The 15,028-nt window shown below is 46.7% G+C and carries 14 protein-coding genes; 7 read left to right on the top strand and 7 right to left on the bottom strand.

Annotation, left to right across the window (positions count from 1 at the left end; translation table 11 throughout):
* Positions 1 to 739: 739 nt before the first annotated feature.
* The 4 genes from V1U08_RS22030 to hemC are packed head-to-tail and all read right to left on the bottom strand — an operon-like array spanning position 740 to position 4,819.
* Entirely contained in the window at positions 740 to 1,921 is a 1,182-nt protein-coding gene (locus tag V1U08_RS22030; protein ID WP_065300370.1) for a heme biosynthesis protein HemY, read from the bottom strand.
* On the bottom strand, positions 1,921 to 3,132 hold the full coding sequence (locus tag V1U08_RS22025) for a uroporphyrinogen-III C-methyltransferase (RefSeq protein WP_014233342.1): 1,212 nt from the start codon (positions 3,130 to 3,132) through the stop codon (positions 1,921 to 1,923). The genes V1U08_RS22030 and V1U08_RS22025 overlap by 1 nt, the downstream gene beginning before the upstream one ends.
* Positions 3,133 to 3,149: 17 nt before the next feature.
* Positions 3,150 to 3,878 carry a uroporphyrinogen-III synthase gene (locus V1U08_RS22020; RefSeq protein WP_014233341.1) on the bottom strand — a complete coding sequence of 243 codons (729 nt, stop codon included), beginning with the start codon at positions 3,876 to 3,878 and terminating at the stop codon, positions 3,150 to 3,152.
* A gap of 2 nt (positions 3,879 to 3,880) precedes the next feature.
* Positions 3,881 to 4,819: a hydroxymethylbilane synthase gene (hemC, locus tag V1U08_RS22015; RefSeq protein WP_020334065.1), complete on the bottom strand. Its 939-nt coding sequence runs from the start codon at positions 4,817 to 4,819 to the stop codon at positions 3,881 to 3,883.
* Between the two features lie 347 nt (positions 4,820 to 5,166).
* Here hemC and V1U08_RS22010 point away from each other — a divergent pair, with 347 nt between their 5' ends.
* A complete protein-coding gene (locus V1U08_RS22010) occupies positions 5,167 to 7,692 on the top strand; it encodes a class I adenylate cyclase (protein ID WP_330471422.1) in 2,526 nt (841 codons plus the stop codon).
* A gap of 70 nt (positions 7,693 to 7,762) precedes the next feature.
* Here V1U08_RS22010 and cyaY read toward each other — a convergent pair whose 3' ends face one another.
* On the bottom strand, positions 7,763 to 8,077 hold the full coding sequence (gene cyaY, locus V1U08_RS22005; protein WP_014233338.1) for an iron donor protein CyaY: 315 nt from the start codon (positions 8,075 to 8,077) through the stop codon (positions 7,763 to 7,765).
* Positions 8,078 to 8,151: 74 nt separating this feature from the next.
* On the opposite strand from cyaY, the gene lptM reads away from it, so the two are divergent.
* The 6 genes from lptM to yigB all read left to right on the top strand — a co-directional run bounded on the left by lptM (position 8,152) and on the right by yigB (position 12,772).
* Entirely contained in the window at positions 8,152 to 8,268 is a 117-nt protein-coding gene (gene lptM, locus V1U08_RS22920) for an LPS translocon maturation chaperone LptM (RefSeq protein ID WP_014233337.1), read from the top strand.
* A 61-nt stretch (positions 8,269 to 8,329) separates the two neighbouring features.
* The gene (gene lysA, locus V1U08_RS21995) at positions 8,330 to 9,583 is read left to right on the top strand and encodes a diaminopimelate decarboxylase (protein ID WP_014233336.1); all 1,254 of its coding nucleotides are present in this window, start codon (positions 8,330 to 8,332) and stop codon (positions 9,581 to 9,583) included.
* Between the two features lie 10 nt (positions 9,584 to 9,593).
* Positions 9,594 to 10,424, top strand: a complete 831-nt coding sequence (gene dapF, locus V1U08_RS21990) for a diaminopimelate epimerase (protein ID WP_020334060.1) — start codon at positions 9,594 to 9,596, stop codon at positions 10,422 to 10,424.
* Positions 10,418 to 11,149, top strand: a complete 732-nt coding sequence (locus tag V1U08_RS21985) for a DUF484 family protein (RefSeq protein WP_330471421.1) — start codon at positions 10,418 to 10,420, stop codon at positions 11,147 to 11,149. Before dapF ends, V1U08_RS21985 begins: the two co-directional genes overlap by 7 nt.
* Positions 11,115 to 12,047: a tyrosine recombinase XerC gene (xerC, locus tag V1U08_RS21980; RefSeq protein ID WP_330471420.1), complete on the top strand. Its 933-nt coding sequence runs from the start codon at positions 11,115 to 11,117 to the stop codon at positions 12,045 to 12,047. Before V1U08_RS21985 ends, xerC begins: the two co-directional genes overlap by 35 nt.
* 8 nt (positions 12,048 to 12,055) lie before the next feature.
* Positions 12,056 to 12,772 (top strand): 5-amino-6-(5-phospho-D-ribitylamino)uracil phosphatase YigB, encoded by a 717-nt coding sequence (yigB, locus tag V1U08_RS21975; protein ID WP_330471419.1) that lies wholly within the window; start codon positions 12,056 to 12,058, stop codon positions 12,770 to 12,772.
* A 92-nt stretch (positions 12,773 to 12,864) separates the two neighbouring features.
* Here the strand turns inward: yigB and V1U08_RS21970 are convergent, their stop codons facing one another.
* Complete coding sequence (locus V1U08_RS21970) at positions 12,865 to 13,461, bottom strand: tRNA-uridine aminocarboxypropyltransferase (RefSeq protein WP_330471418.1); 597 nt, start codon at positions 13,459 to 13,461, stop codon at positions 12,865 to 12,867.
* A complete protein-coding gene (locus tag V1U08_RS21965; RefSeq protein ID WP_330471417.1) occupies positions 13,461 to 15,011 on the bottom strand; it encodes a COG3650 family protein in 1,551 nt (516 codons plus the stop codon). Before V1U08_RS21965 ends, V1U08_RS21970 begins: the two co-directional genes overlap by 1 nt.
* Positions 15,012 to 15,028 lie beyond the last annotated feature (17 nt).

Genomic DNA, 15,028 nt, shown 5'->3' with positions numbered 1-15,028 from the left:
AGAAATGCTGGGGTCTTTTAGTTTGTGCTGAGTTAAGTTGGTCTTCGACCAATGAGTCCCGCAAAAGGTTTGCCCGTCGTCTGCGACCCCAGCCACTCCGCCACATATTACAAAGCCTATTCTGAGTGCTCGGTTTTATCGCTTTGATACTTTTGACTTTACTATCTAGAGCGCTCCTACTTAAGGCGCTCTGTAGTCACCACAATTATCTTCGACTCTACCAAGTCCTTCTTCTATCGAATGTAATCAAGAAGGTCTTATCAGTTTTTCCTATTCACGTTTCTAAAAGTCAGAACCTATCTACAACGCAGTCTACAGAGAGTAATAAGGTGTATTCGGCAGCATTAATGAGTGAAAGAGGAGATGCATAATAGAGTCTATTTGCTGGTTAGTTTCAACAATAGATCCCGCCTGATAATCCAATTCTTTTAGTAAAGCCCTGTCCGCTTACGTCGCCTGAACGCAGCTATCCTTTTCTTTACTTGGAATAAAGATGACGACAAGGAAAAGTCTAGATTGAACTGAGAATGCCCGTTTCAGTGCTATTGAGAAGTTCCAGCAATTCCGTTTCTATATCTCCAGTTTGTTGCTTGAAATAATCATTGGGTATTGCAATGAACTAAGATAGTGGGTTTGTTTGTGGATTGAGGTTACTGGGAGGAATGAGGGGATAATTGAAAGGTGATAAAAAAGCCGACACTTACATGTCGGCTTTTAGCTATGGGTTTGTACCGTCTGCTTAATCGTTTTGAACGAGTGTCAGCGCTTTACGAGAAACTTCGTGTGCCGCTTTAGTTAGATTCTGCTTCTCTAGTGTGTCGGCTAGAAAAGCGTAATCAGAGACGTCTGAGCGTAGTTTTAAAGCTGCTTCGAATTGCTCCTGAGACTCATGCCATTTCTCTTGGCGGAAGTAGAAGTGAGCCAGCGCACTGTGTGCTGCTGCATTATCTGTCTCTTTCTTCACTACGCCTTCAAGGAAGACAACGATAGGATGGATGTCTGGTACATTTAACTCAGGAAGAAGCTCGTATAACTCCGGTGCTGGTGTTTTATTTAACGCTTCTTTTAATACAGTAAATGCTTCGTTATCTGCTTTACGGGCAATCAACTCGCGAGCAAAACATGCGATCAAATGAGGGTCTTGTTTTACTTTGCGAGCCAAACTGTTCCAGTGAGAAATCAATCCTTCACTACCTTGTTGTTGAGCAACATCGTGTAGCAATCCGCATTGTGCTGTTTTAATCAGCTCAATTTCTTCGTCTTCAGTCACCTGTTTTGCTTTGTTTAGCTGAGGCATCAAGTCAATTAATGGTTGCCATAGCTTCAACTGCATGTAGGTAGTTTTCAGCAGGTTTAATACAATCGGGTTGTTTGCGTGCTGATTTTTTAGTGAAGATAGCGTGTCGAATGCCGCTTCAAACTCATTGTCGCGAATAAACTGTTTGGCACGGGTCAGCTCAACGGCTAGATGCGCGTTTTCTTGCTGACTCGCTAGCTCTAAATATTTGTCACGCTTCTCTTTATCACCTTGGCCTTGTGCAGCTTCTGAGGCGACTAGGTAGCACAGAAGTGGCATGTCGTGGTGATTTGCCCAGCGAGTGACTTTCTTCTCTGCACCTTTCCAGTCACCTTCTAGCAATTTGATGATGCCTTCATTGGTGTAGCGACGAGAGCGACGCATTTTTCGTACACTGAAGTAGTTCCAGGTGCTTGAACTTGCGTAGACCAGTTTCTTAATTAGGTATTCTAAAATGAACAGACCAGCAAGCGCCGCGATAACAAAAATGACCAGTGTCGTAACACTCATCTCAATGGTTTTCTCGGCGATCGAGATCAGAACGTAACCCTGTTGGCCTGAGTATTGTGTACCCACAAATAGGCCGGCTCCTAGAATGGCAAATAGGAAAATAAGACGAAACATTACTTATCCTCCGTGCCTGTCATAGTGGTTACTTCACGACGTAGGCGTTCACGAATAACATCAGATAGCTGAGACTGAGTTTCCAGTTTAGCCGGGTATTCAACCTGGATGTTTTGCTGGCTAAGCTGGCCGATCGTTTTGTTGAACTCTTTTACTGAGTTATCGTCCTGATTAAAGAACGCTAACGCCCATTTATCGGCTGTTTTTAGCGAGGTCGAGTATACTTCGCCTTGCTCTTGATAAACCGCTTTAATAGCCGTTTCTAGCTTAGCTTTGATGTTCTCTTTAAGGTAGAAATGCTGCTGAGGAGAAAGCAGTGGGATGACATTGCCATCGCGAGTACGGAAAGTAATGAAGTTTTCTGAGAAGTCCTTCAGAGACGTCATCAGGTTATCTTGCCAGTTGGCAATGTCTTCAGACACTTCTTGCTCAGTCACAGCCGCAGCTTCAGGAAGTAGGGCATTCGCCAGTGGCATTTTGTCGACTTGTTGTTGCAAGGCTGTCAGACGTAGCACTAAGCCGTCACGGTCGATTAATGGCACGGTACGTAATTTAGTGATGTCATTCGCCATCGCTTTACGAAGGTTAACTAAACTCGGATCATTGAGTGCAGCAATACGTTGGTCTGCGCTTTCCATCAATTGAGTTGCGCTTTCAACGTCGTGCTCTAGGAACAGCTTGCGACCAGCCAGTTTAACTAAGTAGTCGGCTTCGGCCAGTAACCAGTCGTTTGGACGGCGGCCTTTCACGTCAGCCACAGCCAATTGAAGGCTTTCGATACTTTTTTGTTGCTGACCAAGAACCACTTCAGCTTTATGCGTTACCGTAGTCGCCTTCTCAATAGTTTCTTCTTTAACCTGAGTCAGTTCCTGCTTCATAGAAGCTTGAGCTTGTTCGAGTTGGCTTTGAAGCTGAGCTATTTTTGCTTGGTAGTCAGTCTGTTGTTCGTGAAGCTTATACGCTAAGCCTCCACCAAAGATGATCGACAAGATGATAGCGACTGTGCCCAGTTTGACGCCTCGCTTGCCTTGTTTCTCTTCAAACTCAACTTTCTTTTGTTCTGCTGGCTTTTCTGTATCAGCAGGTTGTGATGATTCCTTGGTAGGCTCAGCATCCTGTTTCGGGGTATCTTTTTCAGCTAGCGGTGCCGAAGAGGTTTCTTCAGCAAGGTTTTTATCGTTATTTTTTTGGTCGTTATTTTTACTTGTCATGCCTTTATCCTGTGTAGCTAGGGCTGGAGAGCAGCCAGTAATTCTTGGTTGGATGCGCTTCCTGTGCACCTCACCTGAGTGAACCCCTTTTGAATTGCGATGTCGGCGATACGCTGACTGGGTATATACAACTCTCGTTGATTAAGCCAAGCCAATTGATCTGACGTTAATTGGCTGCACAAATAATCAAGTTGTTCACCACTAGTGACGATGATCTGATTGATTTGTTGGGCTTTCCATAGTGAGACACAGCTTACTGGATCGAATGGGATGAATTCTCTCTTGTAAGTCTCACTATAGTGAACTTTTGCTCCACGTCTCACCAATGCATCTTTAATAAGCTCTCTTCCACCGTTTCCACGCAGAATAACAACGTTCTGTTTTTCTACATTGTTTAACGCTGGAAGTTGCAATAAGTGTTCACTATCACTGACTTGAGGATAGTGTACTTTTTGTTGCGTGCATTTGCTTAAATAGTGTGCTGTTTTTTGACCAACGGCAAGGTAAATGGCGTGTTTAGGCCATGATATACCGTTGTTTGATAATATTTGCTGTGCGCACTGCACCGCATGTCTGCTGACAGCAATAATGAAGTGTGCGTGATTGAGATGATCGGAGAGCTGTGTATCCGAAAGATCGGCAACAATGTCGATCAATGGATGGTGGTATGCGGGAATGCCGTGCCTTTCGAGCAGAGAGCAAAGCTCAATGCCTTGCTCTCCCGGCCGAGTGACCAACACTGCCATGATTAGTCGTGATCTGCGTACAGCTTTGTGAGAATGTCGCGAGCACCATTATCCAGCAGTTCATTTGCTAATTGGATACCGAGTGCTTCGCCATCTTTACGGTGGCCACGAATTTCGCCACGGACAATTTCGCTGCCGTCTGGTTCTCCGACTAGTGCGCGTAACCAAACGTTGTCGCCATCAAGCAGAGCGTAGCTACCGATAGGAACCTGACAGCCACCTTCCAGCGTTAGGTTCATTGCACGCTCACACAGCACTCGATCTTCAGTATCTTTGTGGTTAAGTGGCTCAAGCAGTTTGAGTAAGCGGTCGTCGTCTAAGCGGCATTCAATACCCACTGCACCTTGACCTACAGCTGGAAGTGATTGTTCAGGTTCAATAAAACTTCTGATACGTTCTTCAAGCTTTAATCGTTTCAGGCCTGCGGCTGCCAGAATGATAGCGTCGTATTCGCCAGCATCTAATTTACCAAGGCGTGTGCCTACGTTGCCACGCAGCTCTTTGATGATGAGATCTGGTCGATATTCCTTGAGCTGGCACTGACGGCGTAAACTGCATGTGCCGACAATCGCGCCTTGAGGTAATTCATCAACGCTGCTATAGGTATTAGAAACAAAAGCATCACGAGGGTCTTCTCGTTCGCAGATGGTGACAAGGCCTAATCCTTCAGGAAAGTCGACAGGTACGTCTTTCATTGAATGTACCGCCAGATCCGCACGGCCTTCCAGCATAGCGACTTCCAGCTCTTTAACGAATAAACCTTTACCGCCTACTTTAGCCAACGGTGTATCTAGGATCACGTCACCTTTGGTCACCATAGTTACTAACTCGACTTCTAAACCCGGGTGAGCGGCTTGAAGGGCATCTTTAACAAAGTGAGCTTGCCATAAAGCAAGTGGGCTTTTTCGAGTTGCAATGCGAATTGGTGTGGATTGTGTCATGATCTTCTCAAAGCTGTTTGGATTTGGCTTTATCCTACCATCCTCATCAAGAAATTCTTACTGTTAGTTGGATATCTGGCGGTGCTATGAATGGAATTACATGATGTTATGAAAATAGTGTGACTAGATTCTCAATTAGACTAAGGACTATTATTAGTTTGAGGCGTTTACAAGCGACACTAGCTCGCTGTTAATTTTGTGACTGGGGTATAGTTTTTTCTCTGCAATGAATTAGAGAGCAGAAACTTTACCATACACAATAAAAGTGTTAAATTGATCACGTTTTTAGGCTTTTTGGGCTTAAAATATCATCAGGTATCTTTGATTGTTCAACCAAGGAATTACCCTTGCAGGCTTACACCCAAAAAATAATTCAGCGATTAGATAAATTGAATCAGCAACGTGTTGAACGTGCGCTGGCGCTTATGGATTCGCAAAGCCAGCAAGTTTTTCACTTGATTCCTGTCTTATTGAATTACAACCACCCTGTCATTCCGGGCTACTACGATGCTGACGTCCCAGTTGGTGTCTATGGTCTGGAGCCTAATGACGTTCAACAGCAATTCATCGACGATACACAACTTACCATTAGCGATAAGCTAGAGGATGCAGCGCAACCAGCGATCCTTGGCCTGTACACCATGGGCAGTACCTCATCGATTGGTCAAAGTACCTCGAGTGACTTAGACATTTGGGTATGTGTTTCTCCTGAGATGGACTGCGATGAGCGTGAATTACTCACCAACAAGTGTCTATTGATTACTGATTGGGCGCAGACGAAAGGTGTCGAGGCGAACTTCTTCCTGATGGATGAAGAGCGTTTCAGAAGTAACCATTCTGAAGAGATGACTGGTGATAACTGTGGTTCATCACAGCACTTATTGTTACTTGATGAATTCTATCGCAGCGCCGTGCGTATCGCTGGTCAGCGATTGTTGTGGCAAATTGTGCCACCAGAGATGGAAGAGTCTTACGACGAGTACGTTTCTCAACTTTGTCGCGATGGTTACATCGATTGTAAAGAGTGGATCGACTTTGGCAAATTGAACCGAATTCCAGCAGAAGAGTACTTTGGCTCGAATTTGTGGCAGTTGTACAAAAGTATCGATTCTCCTTACAAGTCGGTATTAAAAGCCATTTTGCTTGAAGCTTACTCGTGGGAATACCCTCACACTCAACTGTTAAGTATCGATACTAAGCGTCGTTTCTTTGCCCATGAGCCTGATCTCTACGGTATGGACGCGTATTATTTGATGCTGGAAAAAGTCACTCGCTACCTTGAACGTATTCAAGACTACACGCGTTTAGACTTAGTTCGCCGCTGTTTTTACCTTAAAACCCATGAAAAACTCTCTCGTCAGCCGGGTGTTGGCTCTGTTGCTTGGCGTCGTGAAGCCTTGAGCGACATGATTACCCGCTGGGACTGGGATGAAAGCGTGGTGGCAGAACTTGACGACCGCCGTAACTGGAAGGTCGAACAGGTGAAAGTGGTGCATCATGCGCTGTTGGATGCGTTGATGCAGAGTTATCGTAACCTTATCCAGTTTGCGCGTCGTAACGACATCACGTCGGCGATCAGCCCACAAGACATCAGTATTCTGGCTCGTAAGCTTTATGCGGCTTTTGAGGTGCTTCCGGGTAAAGTGACGCTGTTAAATCCTCAAATCTCACCAGATTTACATGAGCCGGATTTGAGCTTTATCGAAGTGAAGAATGGTGGTGTGAATAAGTCCGGTTGGTATCTGTACAAACAGCCGCTGGTTGCACACCGTATTCTGGGTCAGCCATACCTTGAACACCATGAATATCTGAGCAAACTGGTTTCGTGGGCATTCTTCAATGGCCTGATCACGGAATCGACTCGTTTGCACGCTGTCGTACGTGAAGCGCAGTTAGATATTGATAAGTTCTACCAAATGGTGAGCGATTTACGTAACACCTTTGCATTGCGTAAACGCCGTCCGACTATGCAAGCTCTGGCGAGTCCATGTGAAATCAGTCAGTTGACGATGTTCATCAACTTTGAAAGTGACCCTACTGAAGAGTTATCCGGTCGTTCGCTCAAAGTAGATGTGAAGAATACTGATATTTTCAGTTTTGGTCCTGAGCATAAAAACTTAGTCGGCAGTGTTGATTTGGTTTACCGCAATTCCTGGCATGAAGTTCGTACGCTGCATTTTAAAGGCGAGACGGCGATGCTTGATGCACTAAAAACCATTTTGGGCAAAATGCACCAGGATGCGCTTCCGCCAGAGTCGGTGGATGTGTTCTGTTACGCGAAAAACATGCGCGGTGTGATGCGTAATAAAGTGTATCAGTTGCTGGCAGAGTGTATCGACTTACGTTTGAAGCCTGTCGAACAAGAAAAACGTCGCCGCTTTAAAGCGATGCGTCTTGGCGAGAAAACCTATGGTTTATTCTTCGAGCGCCGCGGCGTATCGGTACAGAAGCTAGAAAACTCCGTCGACTTCTATCGCAGTATCTCAACTAATAAGCTGAAAGGTTCTCCGCTACTAATGCTCGATCGCGAGCAAGAATATCAAATGCCGGATGCGGTGGATGGCTTTGCTAGTGAAGGGTTAGTGCAGTTCTTCTTCGAAGACAGCGAGAAGGGGTTTAACATCTACGTACTTGATGAGTCGAATCAGGTGGAAGTGTATCACCAGTTCAGTGGCTCTAAAGATGAGATGATTGCTTCGGTTAACAGTTTCTATACCTCGGTGAAAGACGATACTCGTGTGGCTTCGAAGTTCATTAACTTTAACTTGCCGCAGTACTATCAGATCATTCATCCCGAAGAAGGTAACGCTTACATCATACCTTACCGTAATGATTGTCCTCCTCATCGTCCCAACAAAGCGGTGAATGCATAACAGCAAATCGAACAAAATAAAAAAGAGCACCGCGGTGCTCTTTTTCTGTATTGGTCAGGACAAAATGAACTTATGCCCAGTCTATTTCTTCACCAGCGTGCTTTTCACACTCTTGCTTGACCATTTCAAACAGTTCCATGCCAGTCTTCGAGCAGGTCCATTTATCTTCGATAAGCTTGAAGTGGAAGCCACCTGATTTTGATGCCAGCCAAATTTCATGCATCGGTTCCTGGCGGTTGATGATGATCTGGCTGCGGTCTTCAAATTCTAATGTCATTACGTTACCAGACACTTCGTAATCAATGTCTGCACCTGAATCATCGATGGATTCTTCAATGATTTGCATCTGTACATCCACCAGTTGATGAAATTCAGTATCGTTCATCCGTCTGTCCTATTGCTTTTCCTGAGTGTGGTGCGATTATAGGGGGCATTGATTCAATAATCACGATATGCCAAATGAAAAAATTAGTTACTGTGTTGTTTGTGATGGCTGCCGCTACGCTGGCAGGGTGTGGACAGTCAGGTTCACTCTACATTCCAGATGACACACAACAAAACGAGCAATCACAATAAATATCCGCACCTTTGGGTGAAATTAGGGTTCTGCAGTCGAATAAAATAAGGGAAGCGAATTTTGGATTACTTCAACTATCAGGATGATGGCCAGCTTTGGGCCGAAGACGTCTCACTTCAAGCTCTGGCCGAGCAATATGGCACTCCTCTTTATGTATACTCTCGAGCCACGCTAGAGCGCCACTGGAAGGCGTTTGATAGTGCAGTGGGTCAACATCCTCATCTGGTTTGTTATGCCGTAAAAGCAAACTCAAACTTAGGCGTACTGAATACACTGGCTCGTTTGGGCTCAGGCTTTGATATCGTATCTGGTGGTGAACTAGAACGTGTTATTGCTGCCGGTGGTGACGCGAAGAAAGTGGTATTTTCTGGCGTAGGTAAAACCCCAGCAGAAATGAAACGCGCACTGGAACTTGGTATCAAGTGCTTCAACGTTGAATCTGAGCCTGAACTTGAGCGCCTGAATAAAGTGGCAGGCGATCTTGGTGTGGTTGCTCCTATTTCACTGCGCATCAACCCAGATGTAGACGCAAAAACTCACCCTTATATTTCGACTGGTCTTCGCGACAACAAATTTGGTATTGCGTTTGATCGTGCACCAGAGGTGTACAAATTCGCCCAAAGCTTGCCGAACCTAAACGTACAGGGTATCGACTGTCATATTGGTTCTCAGTTGACTGATATTGAACCTTTTATCGATGCGACTGATCGCTTGCTTGCTCTGATTGATGATCTGAAAGCGCAAGGCATCAACATTCGTCACTTGGATGTTGGTGGTGGTCTTGGTGTGGTTTACCGTGATGAGCTTCCTCCACAGCCATCAGATTACGCGAAAGCGCTGTTGGGACGTCTGACTAATCACCAAGATCTGGAACTGATTTTTGAACCTGGTCGTGCGATTGCAGCGAATGCTGGCATCTTGCTGACTCGCGTTGAGTTCTTAAAGCACACTGAGCATAAAAACTTTGCCATTATTGATGCAGCAATGAACGACCTGATGCGTCCTGCTCTTTACCAGGCATGGCAAGATATCGTGCCAGTTTCGCCACGCGATGGTGAAGCACAAACTTACGACTTGGTTGGACCAATTTGTGAAACTGGTGATTTCCTGGGTAAAGATCGTGCGTTGGTTTTACAAGAAGGTGATCTACTCGCGGTTCGTTCTGCTGGCGCCTATGGTTTTGTTATGTCTTCGAATTACAATACTCGTACCCGAGCGGCGGAAGTGATGGTGGACGGTAAGCAAAGCCATCTTGTTCGTCAGCGTGAGGAGCTGACAAGTTTGTGGCAGCTGGAACAGATTCTACCGGAGTAACACAAAGCAAATGCATTTCCACTTTTCCAAAATGCACGGTTTGGGTAACGACTTCATGGTCGTCGACTGCATTACCCAGAACGTGTTTTTCTCGCAAGATTTGATCCGCCGTCTGGCGGATCGACACACTGGTGTTGGTTTTGACCAATTGCTCGTGGTAGAAGCGCCATATGACCCAGAGACCGACTTCCACTATCGCATATTTAATGCCGATGGCAGCGAAGTTGAGCAGTGCGGAAACGGTGCACGTTGTTTTGCGCGCTTTGTTCGCCTTAAAGGTTTGACCAACAAATACAGCATTAGCGTGAGTACCAAGAAAGGGAAAATGATCCTTAACGTCGAAGACGATGGCGAAGTAACGGTCAATATGGGCGTGCCAGAGTTTGAGCCGAACAAGATCCCTTTCAAAGCGAAGCAAAAAGAGAAAACCTACATTATGCGCGCTGGTGACAACACCCTGTTTTGTGGTGCTGTTAGTATGGGCAACCCTCATGTTGTGACGGTCGTGGATGATGTCGATACTGCTGATGTCGATACATTAGGTCCGCTGCTAGAGTCTCATGAGCGTTTCCCTGAGCGAGTGAACGCTGGTTTTATGCAGGTTGTCGATCGCAGCCATATTCGTCTGCGTGTTTATGAGCGCGGTGCGGGCGAAACTCAGGCATGCGGCAGTGGCGCCTGTGGTGCGGTTGCAGTTGGTATTCTACAAGGCTTGCTCGATGAAAATGTCAAAGTGTCGCTACCTGGTGGTGAACTGAATATTTCTTGGCAAGGTCCGGGTAAACCGCTGTTTATGACTGGCCCTGCTACTCATGTCTTTGACGGGCAACTGTCGTGCTAGTGGAAGAGAAAGGAAACGTTTTGTCTGAAGTGGAAGCCGATACGTTGACGGCCGAAGTGGTCGCTGAGTACCTCAAAGATCACCCGGACTTTTTTGTTCAGCGTCCAGAACTGGTAGACCGTTTGTCATTTCCACATGTGGATTTGGGGGCGGTTTCACTGGTTCATATTCAGATGAACCGTCAGCGTCAGCGCATCGAAGAACTCGAAGAAGAGATTACGACACTGATGTCTCTGGCTGCCAATAATGACCGAACTTTTTACGAGTTCATGGATTTGCAGGGACAGATTCTCAAGTGTGGTGATTTCAAGCAGGTGATTCATGCCATTGAGCAGAAAGCACATGATCTCGGCTTACGTGCTTACGTTCGTCTGTTTAGTCGATGTGATGCATCTGTTCAACTGGGTAAGGAAAGCTACCAGCGTTTTGCTACGACGCACCTCAATGGCAAAGATGCCTACTTAGGTCGCTTACGCAAAGTCGATCGTGAAGCCTTGTTTGGCAGTTTGGAAATGCCAGAAATGGGGTCTTATGTGGTATTGCCGTTAATCAAGAAACAGACACTGGGTGTTCTTGCATTTTCGAGCCAGGACGGCGGACATTTCCAACCAGATATGGATACCTTGTTCTTGCGTCATCTATCCTTAGTAGTGGCACATCTTGCTCAAACATTGGTATGGCAACGTTACGATGACGACAACTCCAAACACTCCTCTGCCAAATAGTCTGCAAAAGCCTCTTGAACGCTTCTACGAATTTCTGCGAAGTGAAAAGGGGCTAAGTTTGCATACCCAGCGTAATTACAAACAGCAGCTGGAAACCATGGCGCACCACTTAGCCGAAATGGGGTTGAAAGACTGGTCTCAGGTTGACGCGGGCTGGGTTCGACAACTGGCAGGTAAAGGCATGCGTGAAGGAATGAAAGCCAGCAGTCTGGCTACTCGTTTATCTTCACTGCGCAGTTTCTTCGATTTCCTTATCCTACGCGGCGAAATGTCGGCAAACCCGGCCAAAGGTGTTTCCGCACCGCGTAAGCAGCGTCCGCTGCCAAAAAACCTCGATGTCGATGAAGTTAACCAGTTATTGGAAGTGAACGAAGACGACCCGCTAGCGGTTCGCGATCGCGCCATGATGGAGCTGATGTACGGTGCGGGTTTACGATTGGCTGAGTTGGTTAGTGTCGATGTGCGTGACGTGCATTTACGCAGTGGCGAACTTCGTGTCATTGGTAAAGGTGATAAAGAGCGTAAAGTTCCGTTCTCAGGTATGGCGACCGAGTGGGTAGGCAAGTGGCTTAAAGTGCGAGGTAACCTCGCAGATCCCGGAGAGCCAGCATTATTTGTATCCAAGCTCGGTACGCGTATTTCGCATCGTAGTGTGCAAAAGCGTATGGCAGAGTGGGGACAAAAACAGTCGGTAGCGAGCCACATCAGCCCACACAAATTGCGTCACTCATTTGCGACCCATATGCTGGAATCAAGCAACAACTTACGTGCGGTCCAAGAGCTGTTAGGTCACGAAAATATTTCGACCACGCAGATCTACACCCACTTGGATTTCCAACATTTGGCGCAAGCCTACGATCAAGCACACCCACGAGCACGTAAAAAGAGCGGGGACTGAACCAGAGCATGAAATTTTACCGCCGTATTGCGCCAATTAAGGCGATGACGTTTGACCTTGATGACACTCTCTATGACAACTATCCGGTCATAGTACGCATGGAGCGTGAGCTTTTGACGTGGCTCCAACAAGCACATCCTGCGGTCGCCCACATGGAAAAACCGGACTGGGTCAAAGTGAAAAAGCAGGTTTTGCAGCAGGATCCAGAGTTAAAAAGTGACGTGACGCTTTGGCGCTTGGTGCAGCTGAAGCAGGGCTTTCTCGATGCTGGTTATCATGAAGAGCAAGCGCAAACTGCAGCGGAAAAAGGCGTGCAAGTTGCCCTTGACTGGCGTAATCGTTTCGAGGTTCCGCAACTCAGCCTTAACGTACTCGCGCAGCTTGGTAAGCAAATTCCCTTAGTTGCGATCACTAATGGTAATGTTGACTTAGATAAAGTCGGCCTGACCCCCTATTTTAAAAGTGTGCTGAAAGCGGGACCGGATGGATTAGCCAAACCAGCTGGTGACATGTTTACTAAAGCGCAACAGATTTTAGATCTGCCAGCAGAAAATATTTTGCACGTCGGCGATCATATCGTAACGGATGTTCACGGAGCTAAACTGGCTGGTTTTGCGGCTTGTTGGTTTAACGACGTAAACAAGAATATCGCGCAATTACCTAGAGCCAGAACGTTGCCGGATATGGAAATTCATAGCTTACCGCCGTTACTCTCACTGATTTGATGTGGTAGAGACTCAGAGTTTAAATTGTTTCACGTGAAACACGTCTAATAAAGCGCAGCCAAGGCTGCGCTTTTTTGTTGTTACTTTCTGCGCTAGTGCTTAAGCGTATGTCCGCTTTTTTCTGCTTGAAAGGCGGCAAGGTAGTGCGTAAAGAAGCGTTGCATCTGCTGCTGGTTATCTTCTTCCCCTAATTGCCCTAACAATTGCGCCGCAATTTCAAACGTACACAGGTTGCCTTGTTGCTGGTTGCGACGCAGCTGATAATGCGAATCGTCCTGGGTTACAAGCCCCATCAATGGCACGTTCTCCAGCCATCGACTTTTATTGATCATTTTGCGCGCTTCTTGCCAGGTCGCATCCAAAATAATAAACAAAGGCTTTCGGCTTTGTTGCTGACTCTGATCTACCACTTGTTCGAGAGTCAGGCTTTCCTCGCTGGGAAACAGTAGCACTGGGTACAGGCTTGAATCTTCTAGGTGAGCGATTAACTCACCAGGTGGTTGCTTGCGATCCCAAATGGCTTGCTTCACATTCAGTTTGCAATGCTGCAGCAGTTTACCTGTGTTGGTATCTCGCGCCAGTTCATTGGGGTGCATCAATAGCATGATGCTGTGCTCGCTGCTGAGATTAGGCAGCAGTGAGCAAATGCAGTTAAACTGAAAACCACAGGCAGGGCATGGTAGTGCCATTACAAGCGAACTCCTTCGCGGACTGGGCTAATACCATCCGAGAACAGGCGGACACCACTGACTTGTGTTGACGTTGCCTTTGGTGCCATGCTCGGATTGATTGGGTAGCTGACGCCAGTGTATTGCATAACGTGTTGAGCCGGTGTTGCACCACCTCCACTGACATTAAAAACCAGGTCTCGCCAGCCGTGTGAGGTTTGCTGGCCCAGCATTATCGGGCTATGTACTAGAGTGATACGGCTGTTAAAACGCCACTCACTTTGATGATTTTCAAACACTAGTAAGGTACAGCCGCCTGAACCACACCAATCTAGCTGAACGAACAGTTCTTCGTTTCCATCACCATTCAGATCGTAAGTCAGCCAGCGGTATTGGTTATTGCTAGGATTGGTTTGATTGATAAAAAAGTAATTGCGCACTGCTGCATCGACTTTGGAGTTGAAGTCGGCACTAGAGGGAATATCTGCACTGCTGATAGGACTGTTAGATCGCTCTTGGGAGGAGGTCTTCGTTCCTGATTGACGTACTGTTGCCGGATACAACACCAAGCCGCCATCAGCAATTGGGTAAACCATAGTGCCAACTTTTTCTTGCGTGGCTTTAAGCTGGTTTCCTTCGCGGATGAAAAGTCGCTCTGACTGTAAACGCTGTTGCTGGTGGTGGGTCATTACGACCTGAATCTGTGACGGACTTAACTGCTGCCAGTAACCACGTTCAACCAGTGGCGCCTGACCGTCAGAGTAACTGTATTGGGTTGTCGCACTGTGATCTGGCTTTAAGGTCATCTGTACTTCAAACCCTTGTGATTGCGTTGACGTTGCGACGTAAGTGTTTGCCCATTCGAGTGTCGAGTCGACATTCGATGCCATGCCACAACCCTGATACGTTGTACCATCGTGTTTAAGCGTCGCTGTCCAGCCATAGATGGAATCACTCATGGTGTCAGAACAAAGGTTTTCCGTCATGCGCAGTTCGCCATCCGCAAGTTGATAAGTGCGTTGACGTGCTTGTAGCTGTCTGGATTCAATGGTTATAGATTGTGCCGGCTTACCCGGTTGCTGAAATTGCAGTGCGTCCGACTCAAAACTTGCTGACCAGAATGGCTCATTACCAAATACGCGAGTGGGTTTACTTGGCTGACTGCAGCGCTGCGGGTTTTCACTGGTGAGGAGGTTAACCTGTTCAACGACAAAGTTGGCGTCGAAATCGGCAGAGAAGCCTTCATTGCCTGGAGGATTCAGGTGGCCAATCATTTCCCCATACATGGGTTGATAAGGCTCGTTACTCAACGACATGGCGCGTTGAGCTTGTTGTGGTGACAGTTGCAGCCAGTATTGTTTGTCACTGCCACAAGGCATGATGTACTGACTTTCGTGGCCAATGACCACTTCACCACGCAGCATAAATGTTTGAGGTTGAATGGTTTCAGGCTTATCTAGTGATGCTGGTGGGGTGGTTATTTCCTCGTTACCATTTTCTGGCAGTTGCGAGCTACATGCTTGCAGAACCAGCAGAGTGGCCAGGGCCACTGGGTTTTTCAAAGCCTTCATGTTATATCTTCCTCATT

This window comes from Vibrio sp. YYF0003 (assembly GCF_036350715.1).
GTDB lineage: Bacteria > Pseudomonadota > Gammaproteobacteria > Enterobacterales > Vibrionaceae > Vibrio > Vibrio natriegens.
The sequence above is the reverse complement of the archived record's forward strand: the minus strand, read 5'-3'. Positions and strand labels throughout refer to the sequence as shown.

Bases quoted from the DNA above. Each gene is read 5' to 3' on its own strand.
- yigB (WP_330471419.1), top strand. From the start codon at position 12,056: ATGAAATTTTACCGCCGTATTGCGCCAATTAAGGCGATGACGTTTGAC.
- lptM (WP_014233337.1), top strand. From the start codon at position 8,152: ATGAAAAAATTAGTTACTGTGTTGTTTGTGATGGCTGCCGCTACGCTG.
- xerC (WP_330471420.1), top strand. From the start codon at position 11,115: ATGACGACAACTCCAAACACTCCTCTGCCAAATAGTCTGCAAAAGCCT.
- cyaY (WP_014233338.1), bottom strand. From the start codon at position 8,077: ATGAACGATACTGAATTTCATCAACTGGTGGATGTACAGATGCAAATC.
- dapF (WP_020334060.1), top strand. From the start codon at position 9,594: ATGCATTTCCACTTTTCCAAAATGCACGGTTTGGGTAACGACTTCATG.
- V1U08_RS22020 (WP_014233341.1), bottom strand. From the start codon at position 3,878: ATGGCAGTGTTGGTCACTCGGCCGGGAGAGCAAGGCATTGAGCTTTGC.
- V1U08_RS21970 (WP_330471418.1), bottom strand. From the start codon at position 13,461: ATGGCACTACCATGCCCTGCCTGTGGTTTTCAGTTTAACTGCATTTGC.
- V1U08_RS22025 (WP_014233342.1), bottom strand. From the start codon at position 3,132: ATGACAAGTAAAAATAACGACCAAAAAAATAACGATAAAAACCTTGCT.
- V1U08_RS22030 (WP_065300370.1), bottom strand. From the start codon at position 1,921: ATGTTTCGTCTTATTTTCCTATTTGCCATTCTAGGAGCCGGCCTATTT.
- hemC (WP_020334065.1), bottom strand. From the start codon at position 4,819: ATGACACAATCCACACCAATTCGCATTGCAACTCGAAAAAGCCCACTT.
- V1U08_RS21965 (WP_330471417.1), bottom strand. From the start codon at position 15,011: ATGAAGGCTTTGAAAAACCCAGTGGCCCTGGCCACTCTGCTGGTTCTG.